A 16133-nucleotide genomic window follows, 5' to 3' on the forward strand; every position below is an offset into this window, starting at 1 on the left:
CTTTTCCTCCTATTTTTCCACTCGGATGTCAAAATAATCCATAACTAATTCACAAAACATCATATTAGCCCATGAAAACCATTCTCTTGTATAATTTTCAGGATTATCTACGTCAAAACCTTCATGCATCAAATGAGTCCCCGCATCTGTGGCAACTAATAAATCTAAAATCCGTTCTTTTTCAGCTTTATCTTTGGTTGTCATTCCTTCCATTGCTAAAGCAATCGGCCACACGTAATTTTCTGGTGTATGCGAGCTACCAATCCCTTTCGCGTATTTGCCTTCATAGAAGTAAGGATTTTCTTTACTTAATAAGGTTTGACGCGTTGTTAAATATTGTTCATCCTCTGTTGAACAATAACCCAGATAAGGGGCTGCTACTAAATTGGGAACATTACTGTCATCCATCACGCTTGCATTGCCTAAGCCATCCACTTCATACGCATAAATCGTTTCGTTATTTTGATTTTTTGTTCGTCCAAATGTTTGGATGCCTTCTTCAATCTCTTCTTGTAATTTTTTAGCAATCGCCACAATCGTAGCATCTTCTAAAACATCAGAGAAAATTTCTTGAATATAGCCTAAAATTACGACTGCAAACATGTTAGAAGGAACTAAGTAACCATATTGGCAGGCATCATCACTAGGACGGAAGCCTGACCATGTCATCCCTGTTTTGCCAACTGGTGTTCCTTTCCCTGCTTCAACCAACGTATCTTCTTGACGCCACGTATCTCGTTCAAATAAATAAGGTGACTGTGCGTGATCTTGTTCTGTTGTGAAAACGTTGAGAATTTTTTTGACGCCTTCCACAAAATCTGAATTAAATTGTTCGGTCATCCCAGTATTTTTATAAAGTAAATAGGCTAATTGGACCGGGTAACATAATGAATCAATTTCATATTTCCGTTCCCAAATCCAGCCATTCATTTCGGTCTTATCAGTTTGATGGCCTGCATGATTATCTGTTTCATTAAACGCATTGGCATAAGGATCAATGCAAATATAACGAAACTGGCGCTTAACCAACCCAGCAATCATTTGAGCAAGGTCTTCGTCTTCTTTCGCAATCACTAAATAGGGACGAACTTGTGCTGTTGAGTCTCTCAACCACATTGCTGGAATATCGCCTGTTAATAAAAAGGTAGTACCATCTTCTTGACGTTTCACTGTTGTTAGTAAAGTATTGGCAAAGGCCGCCTGAAAGTTTTTTGCCCAATCTTGATGTGCTTCACCGCATTTTTCTGTAATTGTCTCCATAAATGTTGCTACGGATTTTGGAACTTCTGTATAAACCATTCTCGTCACCTCTTAAATTTGATATATCATTTTACAATTGAATTATAGCGTTTACATTTCACTTTGTCTAGTGATTTCGATCATTTTTTTCATTTTAAAACCAATTAATTTATGGTAAACTATAAATAAGATATATCTTATTGTGAGGTGAAATGAATGAAGCAACCATTATATCAACAAATTATTGATTATTTACAAAATGAAATTGATTCTGGGCGATTGCCTGTTGGAGCGCAAGTGCCTACCGAAAAAGAATTATCGGCTCAGTTTAACGTCAGTAGAATTACGTCCAAACGAGCGCTAACTGAGTTGGAAACGCAAGGCGTAATCCAACGTCACCAAGGAAAAGGAAGTTTTGTTCAAGCACCAAAGCATCCTCTTCATACCTCTTTAAATAAAGTTCTTTTTTTATTGCCTTTTGCAGACGATTTATCAGTAGGAAATTTCTATAGCGGTTTGGCCCCTACTATTCAAGCAGCTGGTTTAGAAGTCTTTATGACCTCGCCTAATTTTTTGAGAGAGAAAAATGCTGCGGACATTGTGAATGAGTTTGCCGGGCTTGTCTATTATGCTGCTACTAGTAATGACTACCTCGACTTACTGTTCGAGTTGGCTTTGATGAATTTTCCAGTCGTTGTCTTGGATAAAAAGATCCATGATTTACCTTTTGCAACCATTCAATCAGACAACTTTGCTGGTGGTAAAACAGCAACCGAACGCTTAATTGGCTTAGGACATACGAAAATTGGATATATCCTTTCAGGAAGTCCGGCCCTACAATCCGTTCGGCAACGTTATTTAGGTTATCTCCAAGCTTTAAAAGAAGCCAATCTGGCGTTCCATACAGCAATCACGGAAACCAATCTCTTAGATGAACACAACTTTAAACAGTATTTTGAGGCGCACCAACTCACAGCCGTGGTCTGCGATAATGACTTCAGCGCATTACATTGTTTACGAAACTGTAAAAACCTAGGTATTCATGTGCCTGAAGAATTATCGATTATTGGTTTTGACGATATTCAAGCAGCAGCATTTGTCGAACCGCCATTAACAACCATGGCGCAAGACTTTAAAGAAATGGGAAAACTAGCTGGTGAAGTGTTATTACAAACGATGCAACAAGACATTCAAATCATAGAAGACATTCAAGTACCTGTCACATTAATTGAAAGAGAAACCATTTCTACTGTTTCAAAATGAGCCAAAAAAGAAGAGCGTGGGACAAAAATCACTTTGGATTTTTGCTCCACGCTCAAAAACTAATAAACGACGGGAACAGAAGCAACTCCTTCGGAAATAAGCCGAAATTCTCCAAAAATTAAAGAACAATTTTCGGAAATTCCTTCTTATTTCTCGGAGTTAAACACTTCTGTCCCGACCTCTTCTTTTTATTCCTTAGTGCTAAACGTTTTGGTATCTACCTCTTTTTTAAACAACGCTTTTAGTTCTTTGATAAAGTAGCGACCAATCGGACTGATTTCCCGATTTTTGGGAAAGAGTAAACAAATACGATTTTCCAAGGCTGGCGCCAATGGCACTAACCGAATTTCTTTCTTCGTAAAACCCGTTACGACACCTGAACCAGAAGCATAAGCATTGGTTTCTACCAACAAATTCATCAAGGTTCCACGATCCGTAGTATGAATGACCGATTCCTGTTCAGGAATTTCAACTAAATCTTCAGAAAAATAGGAAAAATTGCTTCCTTCTTGATTAAAGCGAACTTGTGGATAGGGAACTAATTCCTCTAAATGAATTTCTTTTTGCTTGGCTAAAGGATGATGATTACCTAAAAAAATGTGTGTATTAAAGGTACTAATTACCTCGTAGGCTAGATTAGCTTGTTCTAAATACCGTTCAATACTGACACTATTTTGTTCATTTAAATAAATAATCCCCAACTCACTGTGAAATCCTTTGACGTCTTCAATTACTTTTAAGGTTGTGGTTTCAAAGACACGAAAATCTTTATATTGATCCCCATACTTTTTAAGAACTTTGGCAATTACCTCACCTAAAAAATCGTAATGTTGCGAAGAGATGGAGAATCGTTCGCTGGTCACTGTCTCGCGATAGCGATTTTCCAATAACTCCATTTGAACTAAGACTTTCTCTGCTTGTTCTAAAAAAACCATTCCTTCTTCTGTTAAAAAAGCGCCCTTATTGGTACGTAAAAAGAGGGAAATACCTAGTTCTTCTTCTAATTCTCGAATACTATTTGACAAGCTAGGTTGTGTAATAAATAGTTTTTTGGCTGCTTCCCGAAAACTCCCATTGTTAGCTATGGCAGCAACATACTTCATTTGTTGAATATTCAACACTTTTTCCTCCACACACTAATCATTTGAAAAATAAATCTTACGCCCATTCAACGGCTGAAGGGGCCGATTGTTAAAGGCCAACATACCTTCCTTGATCTTATTTAAAAAGGCTTGATCCATTTTTTGAATGGTATCAAATACAAACCATTTCACTGGACCCTTAGTTGGCGGTGTTGTTAACGAGCCTACATAATGGTAGTGTAGACGCTCCTCTGGTAAAAAGATTGACGGATTAAACCATTGTTGGTGCGTGCCGTTTTCCCAGTCCATCGGATGATTCGCTTCTGAAAAACGATTTTCTTCCTCAGTGATGGTAAACAGGCAACCGACAACTAAATTTTCGCCAGCATCGTTCATATGAACCAAATGGAATTCTAGCGGATACTGCTTTCCCGACAGCAAATGTTCGCTAGGCATATGAAAATGGATATCGGTTAAATGATACGCAACATTTTCAAACATTACGTAACTTTCCGTATTTGGTGGTACAAAATGAAACGTATTTTTGAATTCTTTTTCAGTGAATTCTTCTTTTTTATAATGAAACGTAATCTGAGAATTTACTGTCTCAGCACTTTCTTTTTCTAAAGCAATTGGCGATTGATAAGCAAACTTAGCACCTTCTGCAAACCAGTCACATAGCGTATGCCAATGTTCCGGTCCATCGTTGCCTGTATAGCTCCATTCAACGTCCATATTTTTTATTTTTTTCATACACTCTTCCTTCATTTCCACATAGTAATCAGGTAAAACTCATGTTAAAACTCTATCCTAACATCTTTTCTACGTCAAACAAAAGAACTTAGATCATTACGCTCCTCGGCAAATGACCTAAGTTCTCCTACCGTTAAATCTGGTTACTGAAAATGACACTAAAAATCAGACGACAAGAACCATCTTTAGTTCAACGGTTATTTGCCCCAGTTTTCAGGATCTTTTTTCCATTCTTGTAATAAGGTAACATCTTTTTCTTCGATATAGTTTGCTTCTAATGCAGCATCAATTAAAGTTGAGTAATTGGTTAACGTTAGTAACGTCATCTGTTTATCTGCAAAATTTGCCGTTCCTTTGGGTAACTCATAAGTGAAGATTGCCGCAACGCCTAAAACCGTTGCTCCTTCACGTTCCGCCGCTTCTGCCGCTTCTAACACGCTACCGCCGGTTGAAATTAAATCCTCGATAACTACCATTTTTTGTCCTTCAGAAATTCGGCCTTCAATTTGATTCCCTTTGCCGTGGTCTTTGGCTTTACTGCGGATATAAACCATTGGTAATCCTAAAATATCGGCTACCCATGCCGCATGTGGAATCCCTGCGGTAGCTGTCCCAGCAATCACTTCGACTTCTGGGAAAGTCTCTTTAATTTTTGCCGCTAAGCCTTCTGCAATTTCTTTACGCACAGCAGGATAACTCATCGTGATACGGTTATCACAATAAATCGGGCTTTTTATGCCACTAGCCCAGGTAAACGGCTCATTAGGGTTTAAAAATACCGCTTCAATATCTAATAAATCTTTGGCAATCTTTTTTGCTACTTTTGTCATGTTACTTTCCGCTCCAGTCTTTTTTGATTTCTTGATAGGCTTCATAAGGATTTTCTGCTTGGGTAATAGGTCGGCCAACAACGATATATGTGGACCCGATTTCGCGAGCATGTTGCGGCGTTACGACCCGTTGTTGGTCACCTACTGCACTTCCTGCTGGACGAATACCAGGTGTTAAGCAAATAAACGTCTGCTTGGTTGCTTCTTGAATACCACGTGCTTCTAATGCTGAACAAACCACGCCATCCAGACCCGCTTTTTCCGCACATTTAGCATAATGAATGACACTTGTCTCTAAAGAAACGTTGATTAATTGATCATGGTGCATCTCTTCTTCACTAGTAGAAGTCAACTGGGTTACAGCAATTAACTCAGGAACCTTAGCGCCTGGCTGAGTCCCTTTGATTAGACCTTCCTTAGCTGCTTGCATCATTCGAACGCCCCCTGCTGCATGGACATTGGTAATGGCAACGCCTAATTTTGCTAAATTTGTCATCGCTTTTTCCACAGTATTCGGAATATCATGTAATTTTAAATCCAAGAAAACATCATGTCCTTGTTCTTTAAGCCAGCGAACAATCGCTGGTCCTTCTGCGTAAAAAAGTTCCATCCCCACTTTAACAAACAAGGCTTCTTCCTTAGGAAATTTTTCTAAAAAAACAGCCACTTCTTTTTGCGTGGGAAAATCTAACGCAATAATTGGTCTATCGTGCATTTTGCTGCCCCTCTCTCACTTCTTTAATTAATTGTTCCAACGATTCAATGCCTAACTCTTCCATTCGCTTAGGTAATCCGTCAATCAACTTCGGACAAATATATGGATCTGTAAAGTTGGCCGTACCAACACCGACAGCGCTAGCACCTGCCATGAACATTTCCAAGACATCATCCACTGTTTGAACACCGCCCATTCCAATAATTGGCAACTGAGAAACACTGGCGACTTGTCGGATTAAGCGAATGGCAACAGGTTTAATGGCTGGGCCAGATAGTCCACCAGTTTGATTGGCTAAAATAGGTTTTCTCGTTTTTAAGTCAATGCGCATCCCGAGCAATGTATTAATCATAGAAAAGCCGTCTGCGCCCCCTGCTTCAATTGCTTGGGCGATCGGCACAATGTCCGTTACGTTTGGTGATAGTTTAACATAAATCGGAACAGAGGCGACTTTTTTGACTGCTTGTGTTAATTGAAAAGCAACTTCTGGATCTGTACCAAAAGCTATGCCGCCATGTTTCACATTGGGACAGGAAATATTCAGTTCAATTGCTTTGATATTAGGCGCTTGCCCAATTTTTGCGCAAACAGCCACATAGTCCTCTTCGCAAGCACCTGCAACATTTGCGATAATCGGTAAGTTAGGGTATTTTTCTAATTTTGGTAATTTTTCTTGCATAACCACGTCTAAGCCTGGATTCTGCAATCCAATGGCATTTAGCATACCACTAGGTGTTTCAGCTACACGTGGTGTGGGATTTCCATATCGTGCTTGGGGCGTTGTTGCCTTAATCATAATTGAACCTAATTGATCAAGGTCATAATAGTTAGCATATTCTTCCCCGAACCCAAAGCAACCACTGGCGGGAATAATTGGATTTTTTAATGTTAAACCTGGAATTGAAACGGCTAAAGGATTTTTCATCATAAGATAACCTCACTTGCTTTAAAAATCGGACCTTCATCACAGACCTTGACACTTTTTGCTCCAGTAGTGTCTCCTTTTTTATGGCAAACGCAGGCATAGCAAGCCCCAATTCCACAGGCCATCCGTTCTTCTAAAGAAAGGTAAACGTGTGGATGTGTTGGAAATAAAGAATCAATTGCTTTTAACATACCATTCGCACCACAAGCATACACTGCATCAGGGATCCGTCCTTTTGCTAACGCTTCTGACAATAAACGGCCCACGTTGCCATGAGCGCCAAACGAGCCGTCATCTGTGGCAAAATGTGTTTCTCCTAATGCCATAAATTCTTGTTGGTAATAAGCAACCTCTTTTGATGCATAACCAAGAAAATGAATCACTTTCACGCCTTTTTCATTGAGTTGTTTTGATAATTCATACAATGGGGGAATCCCGATTCCTCCGCCAACGATAAAAGCAGTTTGACCAGCTGCTACGGTAGTTATATCAAAGCCGTTTCCTAAAGGACCTAAAATATCTAATTGTTCACCAGCCTTCATGGTGGCAAACACTTCCGTTCCAGCGCCTTCGACTCGATAAATCAAACGACAGGTTTCGTTCGAATGATCAATTTGGTTGATACTAATCGGTCGCCGCAAAAGTAAATCTGCACGCGGAACCTTGATATGCACAAACTGTCCTGGTCGTGTCATGTCTTTCACTAACTCGCCTTGTAAGTCTAACTGATAGATGCGTGGCGCTAACTGTTTTTGAGCTACAATGGTCATCATTTCTTGCTTTCTCTGCATCAGTATCCTTCACTCCTTTATTCTCTGATTCCCCTATAAATGATTTTCTATTTCTTCGTAAAAGAATCTGGAACAGTCCTCCTCAGACGATTGTTCCAGATTTTTGCTTAAATGGCTTCTGTCGTAAAGGCTCTTGATTCTAAAACTTTTAAAATCGCATTTGCTGTGTCAAGTGAGGTAAACAACGGAATCCCATGTTCGACTGCTTCCCGACGGATTGAAAACCCATCTTGGTTGGCACTGGAACGATTTTTATCCATGGTATTGATTACCACTTGTGCATTCCCGTTGCGAATGACATCCAGCACGGTTTCCCCTTCAGGATTAGAAATTTTCGTCACTTTCTTAACAGGCAACTGATGCTTCGCTAAAAAGTCAGCGGTTCCTTCCGTTGCGACTAAACTATAGCCAATTGCTGAAAAACGCTTAGCAATTTCTAACGCCTCTTCTTTTGTTTCATCAGCAATGGTGAAAAGTACAGCCCCATAACTTGGCAAATGCAAGCCAGATGCTTCAAAGGCTTTATACAAGGCTTTTTCTAAATAATAATCACTACCCATAACTTCCCCAGTTGATTTCATTTCAGGCCCTAAGTACGTATCTACTTTTTGTAGTTTCGTAAAGGAGAATACAGGGGCTTTCACATGAACTTGTTTACTTTCAGGATATAATCCATCTTGATATCCTAGGTCAGTCAGTTTCTCACCAAGAATCGCTTTTGTAGCAACTTGGGCCATCGGAATCCCTGTGATTTTACTTAAGAAAGGAACTGTTCGACTCGCACGAGGATTCACTTCAATCACATAAACACGATTTTCATGAATAACAAATTGAATATTCATCATGCCTACACAGTTTAAACCAAGTGCCAGTTTTTTTGTATAATCGGCAATCGTTGCTTGAATTTCTTGAGAAAGATACTGCGGTGGATAAACCGCCATTGAATCACCAGAATGAACGCCAGCTCGTTCAATATGTTCCATAATCCCTGGAATTAGTACTGTTTCACCATCACAAATGGCATCAACTTCACATTCTTGTCCCAATAAATAGCTATCAACTAAGACAGGATGTTCTGGAGAAGCTTTGACTGCATGTCGCATATAATCTTCCAAATCCTTTTGATTTTCGACAATTTCCATTGCACGACCACCTAAAACATAACTTGGACGCACTAAAACGGGATAGCCGATACGATCAGCAATCACGACTGCTTCTTCTGCACTTGTGGCCGTATCTCCTGGTGGTTGAGGAATCGCTAACTCTTGCAAAGCTTGTTCAAATAAATCACGATTTTCCGCACGATCTAAATCTTCAATCGTTGTTCCAAGAATTTTAACGCCTTGTTTTGTGAGCGGCTCAGCTAAATTAATCGCTGTTTGTCCACCAAATTGGACGATCACGCCAATCGGATTTTCTAAATCAATCACATTCATGACGTCTTCTAAAGTTAATGGCTCAAAGTATAATTTATCAGAAACAGAGAAATCTGTTGAAACTGTTTCAGGATTACTATTCATAATAATTGCTTCATAACCAGCCGCTTGGATTGCTTTGACAGAATGAACCGTTGCATAATCAAACTCGACCCCTTGACCAATGCGAATGGGACCAGAACCTAATACTAGTACAGAAGGCTTTTTCGAAACATTGCTTTCGTTTTCCACTTCATACGTGCTATAAAAATAAGGCGTGTGTGATTCAAACTCTGCAGCACACGTATCCACCATTTTATAGACGGGCACAATTTGATTGGCTCTGCGGAAGTCAGCGATGGCTTGTTCTGTTTGTCCCCAAAGTGCTGCGATTTTCCGATCAGAAAAACCATTTTGTTTGGCTTCTTTCAAAACAGCTACGTTGTCCACGTGACTTTCAAGGGCTGTTTCAATTTCGATAATGTGTAAAAGTTTATCCAAGAAGAATAAATCAATTTTCGTTAAACTTTGTAATTCTTCGATGCTATATCCTCTGCGAATGGCTTCTGATAAGTAGAACAATCGATCATCTTGCGCATGGACCATTTTCTTCGTTAATTCTAAATCACTGACATGACTTAGTTCTTCTAACTCGTTGTGATAAGCACCAATTTCTAAAGAACGAACTGCTTTTAATAAGGATTCTTCAATATTGCGGCCAATTGCCATGACTTCCCCGGTTGCTTTCATTTGCGTTCCTAGTTCTCGAGCACCTTTTTCAAATTTGTCAAAAGGCCAACGAGGAATTTTGGAAACAACATAGTCCAAAGCCGGTTCAAATTCGGCATAAGTGGTTCCAGTAACTGGATTTTTCATTTCATCTAATGTTAAACCAACAGCAATTTTTGCGGCTAACTTCGCAATGGGATACCCTGTGGCTTTACTAGCAAGTGCAGATGAGCGAGAAACACGAGGATTCACTTCAATCACATAATAATTAAAGCTATGCGGGTCCAAAGCTAATTGAACATTACAGCCACCTTCAATTTTTAATGCACGAATAATTTTCAAAGACGCATCTCGCAACATTTGGTATTCATAATCTGATAAGGTTTGACTCGGAGCAAAAACAATCGAATCCCCAGTGTGAATGCCGACAGGATCAAAGTTTTCCATGTTACAAACCACAATCGCATTATCAGCCGAATCACGCATCACTTCATATTCAATTTCTTTAAAACCAGCAATACTTTTTTCAATTAAACATTGTGTAACTGGTGATAATTTCAGACCGTTTTCAGCAATTTGGCGGAGTTCTTCTTCTGTATCACACATGCCGCCGCCTGTTCCACCTAAAGTAAATGCGGGACGAACGATAATTGGATAGCCAATTCGTTTGGCAAAAGCCACGGCTTGTTCCACCGTATTGACAATTTCACTTTCTGGAATCGGTTGTTCTAATTCTTCCATCAATTGTTTAAATAAATCACGGTCTTCCGCTTGGTCAATCGCACTGAGCTTTGTTCCTAGCAATTCTACATTTAGCTCATCTAAAATTCCTGATTCCGATAATTCCATCGCCATATTTAATCCAGTTTGACCACCTAATGTTGGTAGAAGAGCATCAGGACGTTCTTTTCGCAAAATTCTTGAAACAAATTCTAAAGTAATCGGTTCGATATAAACATGATCCGCGATTTCCTTATCGGTCATGATAGTCGCTGGATTTGAGTTTACTAAGACAACTTCATACCCTTCTTCTTTTAGCGCTAAACAGGCTTGTGTGCCTGCATAGTCAAATTCTGCTGCTTGTCCAATAATGATTGGTCCTGAACCAATCACCATGATTTTCTTGATGTCCGTTCGTTTTGGCATTAGTTTTGCTCCTTCCATGCATCCATTAATTCCATAAATTCGTCAAATAAATGAAGACCATCGTGCGGTCCTGGAGCCGCATCTGGGTGATATTGCACAGTAAAAGCAGGATAATCTCGATGACGCACGCCTTCAACCGTTCCATCATTGACTTCCACGTGGGTCACAAGTAATTTTTCTGGATCAATTGTTGCTTCATCCACGGCATATCCGTGATTTTGTGAAGTGAAATCAATGCGTCCTGTTGCAATTTCTCGTACAGGATGATTCAAACCGCGATGTCCAAACTTCATCTTATACGTATCCGCACCATTCGCTAATGAAAATAACTGATGACCTAAGCAAATGCCGAAAATTGGAACTTTTCCTTGGATTGCTTGAATCATTTCAATAGCTTCAGGCACATCTTTGGGATCTCCAGGCCCATTTGTCAACATGACACCATCGGGACTTAATTCTAAAATCTCTTCGGCCGTTGTATTATAAGGCAACACGGTTAAGTTGCATTGCCGTTTTGATAATTCTCGCAAAATACTATGTTTCAACCCAAAATCAACGACGACCACATTACGCCCAATACCTGGACTCGGATAAGGCTTAGTGGTGGAGACTTGTGCCACTTGATTTTTCGGCATGACTGTCGCTTTTAATTGATCAAACGCATGCGGCAAATCATCCACGGCATCAATGATGCTCCCCTTCATTGTTCCAGCTGATCGTAACTTACGAGTCAGCGCACGCGTATCAATTCCTGAAATTCCCGGAATCCCTTTGCGCTTTAAAAATTCATCCAAGGTCATTTGTTGACGCCAATTTGAAGCAACCCGCGCATGCTCTTTAACAATGACACCTTTACAGGTTGGTGCAATGGATTCATAATCATCTCGGTTGACCCCGTAATTTCCAACTAATGGATACGTAAAAGTAATCATTTGTCCATTAAAACTTTGGTCAGTAATTGCTTCTTGGTAACCTGTCATGCCAGTAGTAAAAACAACTTCTCCTACTACATTGCCTTCTGCACCAAACGCTTTTCCTTCAAATACTGTTCCGTCTTCTAAAATCAATAACCTTTTCAAACCTACTGCGCCTCCTCCGACCAAGCTAATGCTCCGTCAACAAATGTCATAAGTGTCTTTCCTTTGACTGTCCACCCTGTAAATGGTGTATTGACAGCCATTGATTCAAATGCTTCTGCATCAATTGGTGCAGCTGTTGCTAAGTCAAAAACTGCAATATCTGCTGGTGCACCAATTGTTAGTGTTCCTGCGTTTAATCCAAAAATTTCTGCCGGTTTCACTGCCATCCAATCAATCACTTGTTCTAATGTGAAAATGCCTGTTTCGACAAAGTTCGTATAAATCAATTGGAAGGCCGTTTCACTACCGACAATACCAAAAGGTGCGTTTAAAAATGATTGTTGTTTTTCTTCTAAACCATGGGGCGCATGGTCGGTAGCAATACAGTCAATCGTGCCATCTAACAAGCCGTCAATCAATGCTTGTCGATCTGCTAAACCACGTAATGGCGGGTTCATTTTCCAAAACCCTTCGTCACCAGGAATATCCTCATCGACTAAAATTAAATGGTGTGGCGAAACTTCGGCTGTTACGTGAATCCCTGCTTTTTTAGCATCTCGAATAACGCGCACGCTTTCTTCTGTTGAAACATGACAAACATGATAATGAACGCCTGTTTCTTTTGCTAAAGTAATATCCCGAGCAATTTGTGAAGCTTCCGTTGCACTTAAAATCCCTGGTAGGCCTAATTTCTTAGAAACTTCTCCTTCATGCATCACACCACCAAATAATAAAGATTCATCTTCCGTGTGCGCAACAAGCGCCATATTTAATGCAGCCGCTTCTTTCATGGCTAAGTACATCGTTCCTGCCGTTTGGACACCAACACCATCATTCGTAAATGCAAAGGCACCCGCTTCCTTTAAGGCTTTCTGATTGGTTAAAACTTCACTCCGTAGTTCTTCTGTAATGGGCGCATATTGTAAAACTTTCACGACTGCATCTTTTTGAATTAAGTCGTAAACCTCACTTAATTTTTCAGCCGTATCTGGTACTGGATTCAAATTGGGCATTGCGCAAACCGTAGTAAAACCACCGCGAGCAGCAGCTTTACTACCCGTTTTAATCGTTTCTTTATACGTAAAGCCTGGTTCTCTAAAGTGAACATGCACATCCACCAAGCCTGGCGTGATTAGTTGCCCGTTCGCATCAAACACTTGCTCAAAATCTGCTTCGTCAAACGATTCTCCGATTGCGTGAATCACACCATTTTCTAGCCAAAGTGCTGCCTCAATCAATTGATTCTCTTTTTTGATGATTTTTCCATTCTTAATTAACGTCTTCATTTCTCCACCTAGGCCTTTCCATGTAAAATTGCTTCCAAAATTGCCATGCGCATAAAGACTCCGTTACTCATTTGCGCGACGATTCTTGATTGCAGACTTTCCACTAATTCATCTGCCAGTTCAACATCCCGATTGACTGGCGCTGGATGCATAATAATTGCGTGTTTCTGTAAACGAGTTGCCCGTTCGTTGGTTAAACCATATTCCAAATGATAGCCTTCTTTTGAAAAACTTTCCTTACCATCATGACGTTCGTGCTGCACGCGAAGCAACATCATCACATCGACTTTTTCAACAATTTCATCTAGCGGCACATATTGTCCATAGACATCAAACTGATGATCGTACCACTCTTCTGGACCTGAAAAATAAATTTCAGCGCCTAAACGGTTTAATAACTGCATATTTGATTTAGCAACGCGAGAATGTGTAATATCTCCCACAATCGCCACTTTCAAGCCTTCAAATCCACCAAATTCTTCATAAATAGTCATCAGATCCAATAAACATTGTGTAGGGTGTTGTCCACTCCCGTCCCCACCGTTAATAATAGAACATTGAATCGTTTTACTTTGAATCAATTCATCGTAATAATTTTCTTTACCATGACGAATGACTGCTACATCTACACCAATTGCCGACATCGTTAGTACTGTGTCGTATAACGTTTCTCCTTTTTGAACAGAACTTCTACTTGCTTCAAACTCAATCACTTCTAAGCCTAATTTTTTCTCAGCTACCTCAAAACTTTTATGTGTTCGAGTACTATTTTCAAAAAACAAGTTTGTTGCAAAATATTGACGTTCTTCTGGGTGCCATTTTGCCCCCTGTTTAAATTCTCCTGCGCGACGGATTAACCCCATGACTTCACGGTCGGTTAAAGCCTCAGCAGTTAAAAGATGTTTTAAACTAATTCGTTCAGATGTAATAATCATTCGTCCAGTCCTCCTACTGTTCTTCGCTACGTGCGTTTTCCGGTAAAATTAAATTCAAAACAATTCCTAAGACGGTTGCTAATGCCATTGAAGACAATTCAAAGGTTCCTACTTTGAAGACTAAGCCACCAATGCCGATGACTAAAATTACTGAAGCAATCAATAAATTCTTTTTCTTATCAAAATTAATCTTATTATCGATTAAGATTTTCAAACCACTTGCGGCAATCACACCGAACAAGACGAAACTAATTCCTGAAATAACTGGTCCTGGGATACTTAGAATCAAGGCACTTAATTTTCCAACAAAGCCTAAAGCTACAGCGAACACCGCGGCTCCACCAATCACGAAGACACTGTGTACTCTTGTAATTGCCAGCACGCCGATATTTTCACCATAACTTGTAACTGGTGGTCCACCAACAAAACCTGCTACAATTTGCGCTAAGCCATCTCCCATTAAAGTTTTAGATAAGCCTGGGTCTTGGAAAAAGTTGCGCTTGGTTAATTTATTCAAGACCATTAAATGACCAATATGTTCTGTCATTGTTACAAAAGCAATTGGTGCCATTGTTGTAATGGCATTTAAATACAATTTCGGTTCATATTGAACAAAAGGTACTTCAAAATTCGGTAAAGCAAACCAAGCAGCTTCTTTAATAGGGGTTAAGTCAATAATTCCGAAAGCTAAAGCGACTAGGTACCCACTAACAATTCCCAAAAGAATTGGAATTAATCCCAGGAAGCCTTTGAAAAACATGTTGTAAAAAATGGTTAAGCCTAAAGTAATTAAGGCTACGGCAATATATTTAAAATCATAAACGTTGTTGTTATACATTGCGTTATTTGCGGCGTTAGCAGCCAAGCCTAAACCGATAACCATCACGACAGGTCCTACAACGATAGGCGGTAAAATTTTATCCAACCAGTCGGAACCAATTTTTTTAATGATTAATGAAACGATTAGGTATACCAAGCCGGTTGTCATAGCACCTTGGGCAATGGCTGGATAACCATCACTCTTCATTAACATCTGCATCGCTGCAATAAAAGCAAAGCTACTGCCAAGATAGGCGGGGATTTTTCCTTTTGTAGTAATCAGATAGACCATTGTTCCTAATCCTGAACTGACTAACGCAATCCCTGGGTCAATTCCCACTAAGATTGGTACTAAAACCGTTGCACCAAACATCGTAAATAAATGTTGTAAACTTAGGCCAACCCAGTGAAAAGCTTGCGGTCTGTCTTTAATATCTAAGACTGCATCCTCATTTCGAAATTCTTTTTCTGACAACGTTGTTCACTCCTTTTTATTCGTTTCCTTTACTGATCATAATACGATCTGCGCCGTCACGCTCTTCCATTTCCACAATAATTTCCTCAGTTTTTGATGTTGGAATATTTTTTCCTACATAATCGGCACGAATCGGTAGTTCCCGATGTCCACGATCTACTAAGACTGCTAAAGAGATTTTTCTCGGACGACCTAAATCCATAACAGCGTCCATCGCAGCACGAATGGTCCGGCCAGTGTACAAGACATCATCCACTAAAATAACTTCTTTACCTTCAATTGAGACTGGTACGTCAGAAGAATGTAATTCAGGTTCCTCCATATCTTTCACATCATCACGATACAAAGTAATATCTAATTCACCAACTGGCACGTCAATATCTTCTAATTGTTTTAAGCGTTCGGCTAGACGTTGTGCAATGTATATCCCACGCGTTTTAATTCCTACTAAAACAATGTCTTGAATTCCTTTGTTTCTTTCAATAATTTCATACGAGATTCGAGTAAGCGCTCGTTTCATTGTGACTGCGTCAACAACTTCTTTCTTTGGCATAATAATTTCCTCCTCATTTCTTTTTTATCTACGTCCTCGCTGTCTTGGGGTCAGCGATTCTTCCTTCAATTGAGCAGCTGAAAAATAAGTGGGTTTTT

14 protein-coding genes are annotated in these 16133 nt (G+C 39.8%); 1 reads left to right on the forward strand and 13 read right to left on the reverse strand.

What is annotated here, in order from left to right:
* Positions 1-9 precede the first annotated feature (9 nt).
* Complete coding sequence (locus tag IGL42_RS06850) at positions 10-1299, reverse strand: glycoside hydrolase family 125 protein (protein ID WP_002357422.1); 1290 nt, start codon at positions 1297-1299, stop codon at positions 10-12.
* A 156-nt stretch (positions 1300-1455) separates the two neighbouring features.
* Between IGL42_RS06850 and IGL42_RS06855 the strand changes: the two genes are divergently transcribed.
* On the forward strand, positions 1456-2502 hold the full coding sequence (locus IGL42_RS06855) for a GntR family transcriptional regulator (RefSeq protein WP_002360181.1): 1047 nt from the start codon (positions 1456-1458) through the stop codon (positions 2500-2502).
* A gap of 188 nt (positions 2503-2690) precedes the next feature.
* On the opposite strand, the gene IGL42_RS06860 is transcribed toward IGL42_RS06855, so the two are convergent.
* From IGL42_RS06860 to pyrR, 12 genes are all read right to left on the reverse strand, one after another.
* Positions 2691-3620 carry a LysR family transcriptional regulator gene (locus IGL42_RS06860; RefSeq protein WP_002361904.1) on the reverse strand — a complete coding sequence of 310 codons (930 nt, stop codon included), beginning with the start codon at positions 3618-3620 and terminating at the stop codon, positions 2691-2693.
* Positions 3621-3638: 18 nt separating this feature from the next.
* Positions 3639-4352 (reverse strand): carbonic anhydrase, encoded by a 714-nt coding sequence (locus IGL42_RS06865; protein WP_002382382.1) that lies wholly within the window; start codon positions 4350-4352, stop codon positions 3639-3641.
* Positions 4353-4534: 182 nt separating this feature from the next.
* Positions 4535-5167, reverse strand: coding sequence for an orotate phosphoribosyltransferase (gene pyrE / locus IGL42_RS06870; RefSeq protein WP_002357418.1), 633 nt, complete (start codon positions 5165-5167; stop codon positions 4535-4537).
* Position 5168: 1 nt separating this feature from the next.
* Positions 5169-5882 (reverse strand): orotidine-5'-phosphate decarboxylase, encoded by a 714-nt coding sequence (gene pyrF / locus IGL42_RS06875; RefSeq protein WP_002365730.1) that lies wholly within the window; start codon positions 5880-5882, stop codon positions 5169-5171.
* Complete coding sequence (locus IGL42_RS06880; RefSeq protein WP_010710300.1) at positions 5872-6810, reverse strand: dihydroorotate dehydrogenase; 939 nt, start codon at positions 6808-6810, stop codon at positions 5872-5874. The genes pyrF and IGL42_RS06880 overlap by 11 nt, the downstream gene beginning before the upstream one ends.
* On the reverse strand, positions 6807-7598 hold the full coding sequence (locus IGL42_RS06885; protein WP_002380354.1) for a dihydroorotate dehydrogenase electron transfer subunit: 792 nt from the start codon (positions 7596-7598) through the stop codon (positions 6807-6809). The genes IGL42_RS06880 and IGL42_RS06885 overlap by 4 nt, the downstream gene beginning before the upstream one ends.
* 107 nt (positions 7599-7705) lie before the next feature.
* A complete protein-coding gene (gene carB, locus IGL42_RS06890) occupies positions 7706-10888 on the reverse strand; it encodes a carbamoyl-phosphate synthase large subunit (protein WP_002379494.1) in 3183 nt (1060 codons plus the stop codon).
* Entirely contained in the window at positions 10888-11967 is a 1080-nt protein-coding gene (locus IGL42_RS06895; protein WP_002360175.1) for a carbamoyl phosphate synthase small subunit, read from the reverse strand. The genes carB and IGL42_RS06895 overlap by 1 nt, the downstream gene beginning before the upstream one ends.
* Positions 11968-11969: 2 nt before the next feature.
* Positions 11970-13253, reverse strand: a complete 1284-nt coding sequence (locus IGL42_RS06900) for a dihydroorotase (RefSeq protein WP_002357412.1) — start codon at positions 13251-13253, stop codon at positions 11970-11972.
* An 8-nt stretch (positions 13254-13261) separates the two neighbouring features.
* Positions 13262-14188, reverse strand: coding sequence for an aspartate carbamoyltransferase catalytic subunit (locus tag IGL42_RS06905; RefSeq protein WP_002357411.1), 927 nt, complete (start codon positions 14186-14188; stop codon positions 13262-13264).
* Between the two features lie 13 nt (positions 14189-14201).
* Positions 14202-15482, reverse strand: coding sequence for a solute carrier family 23 protein (locus IGL42_RS06910; protein WP_002357410.1), 1281 nt, complete (start codon positions 15480-15482; stop codon positions 14202-14204).
* A gap of 16 nt (positions 15483-15498) precedes the next feature.
* Positions 15499-16038 (reverse strand): bifunctional pyr operon transcriptional regulator/uracil phosphoribosyltransferase PyrR, encoded by a 540-nt coding sequence (gene pyrR, locus IGL42_RS06915; RefSeq protein WP_301280621.1) that lies wholly within the window; start codon positions 16036-16038, stop codon positions 15499-15501.
* Positions 16039-16133: the final 95 nt, after the last annotated feature.

Source organism: Enterococcus sp. DIV0712, assembly GCF_050554855.1.
Taxonomy (GTDB): domain Bacteria; phylum Bacillota; class Bacilli; order Lactobacillales; family Enterococcaceae; genus Enterococcus; species Enterococcus faecalis.

What these genes read in the sequence shown, in the direction of transcription:
- IGL42_RS06850 (WP_002357422.1), bottom strand. Translation starts at nt 1,299, where the DNA reads ATGGTTTATACAGAAGTTCCAAAATCCGTAGCAACATTTATGGAGACA.
- carB (WP_002379494.1), bottom strand. Translation starts at nt 10,888, where the DNA reads ATGCCAAAACGAACGGACATCAAGAAAATCATGGTGATTGGTTCAGGA.
- pyrE (WP_002357418.1), bottom strand. Translation starts at nt 5,167, where the DNA reads ATGACAAAAGTAGCAAAAAAGATTGCCAAAGATTTATTAGATATTGAA.
- pyrF (WP_002365730.1), bottom strand. Translation starts at nt 5,882, where the DNA reads ATGCACGATAGACCAATTATTGCGTTAGATTTTCCCACGCAAAAAGAA.
- IGL42_RS06885 (WP_002380354.1), bottom strand. Translation starts at nt 7,598, where the DNA reads ATGCAGAGAAAGCAAGAAATGATGACCATTGTAGCTCAAAAACAGTTA.
- IGL42_RS06880 (WP_010710300.1), bottom strand. Translation starts at nt 6,810, where the DNA reads ATGATGAAAAATCCTTTAGCCGTTTCAATTCCAGGTTTAACATTAAAA.
- IGL42_RS06905 (WP_002357411.1), bottom strand. Translation starts at nt 14,188, where the DNA reads ATGATTATTACATCTGAACGAATTAGTTTAAAACATCTTTTAACTGCT.
- IGL42_RS06865 (WP_002382382.1), bottom strand. Translation starts at nt 4,352, where the DNA reads ATGAAGGAAGAGTGTATGAAAAAAATAAAAAATATGGACGTTGAATGG.
- IGL42_RS06900 (WP_002357412.1), bottom strand. Translation starts at nt 13,253, where the DNA reads ATGAAGACGTTAATTAAGAATGGAAAAATCATCAAAAAAGAGAATCAA.
- IGL42_RS06855 (WP_002360181.1), top strand. Translation starts at nt 1,456, where the DNA reads ATGAAGCAACCATTATATCAACAAATTATTGATTATTTACAAAATGAA.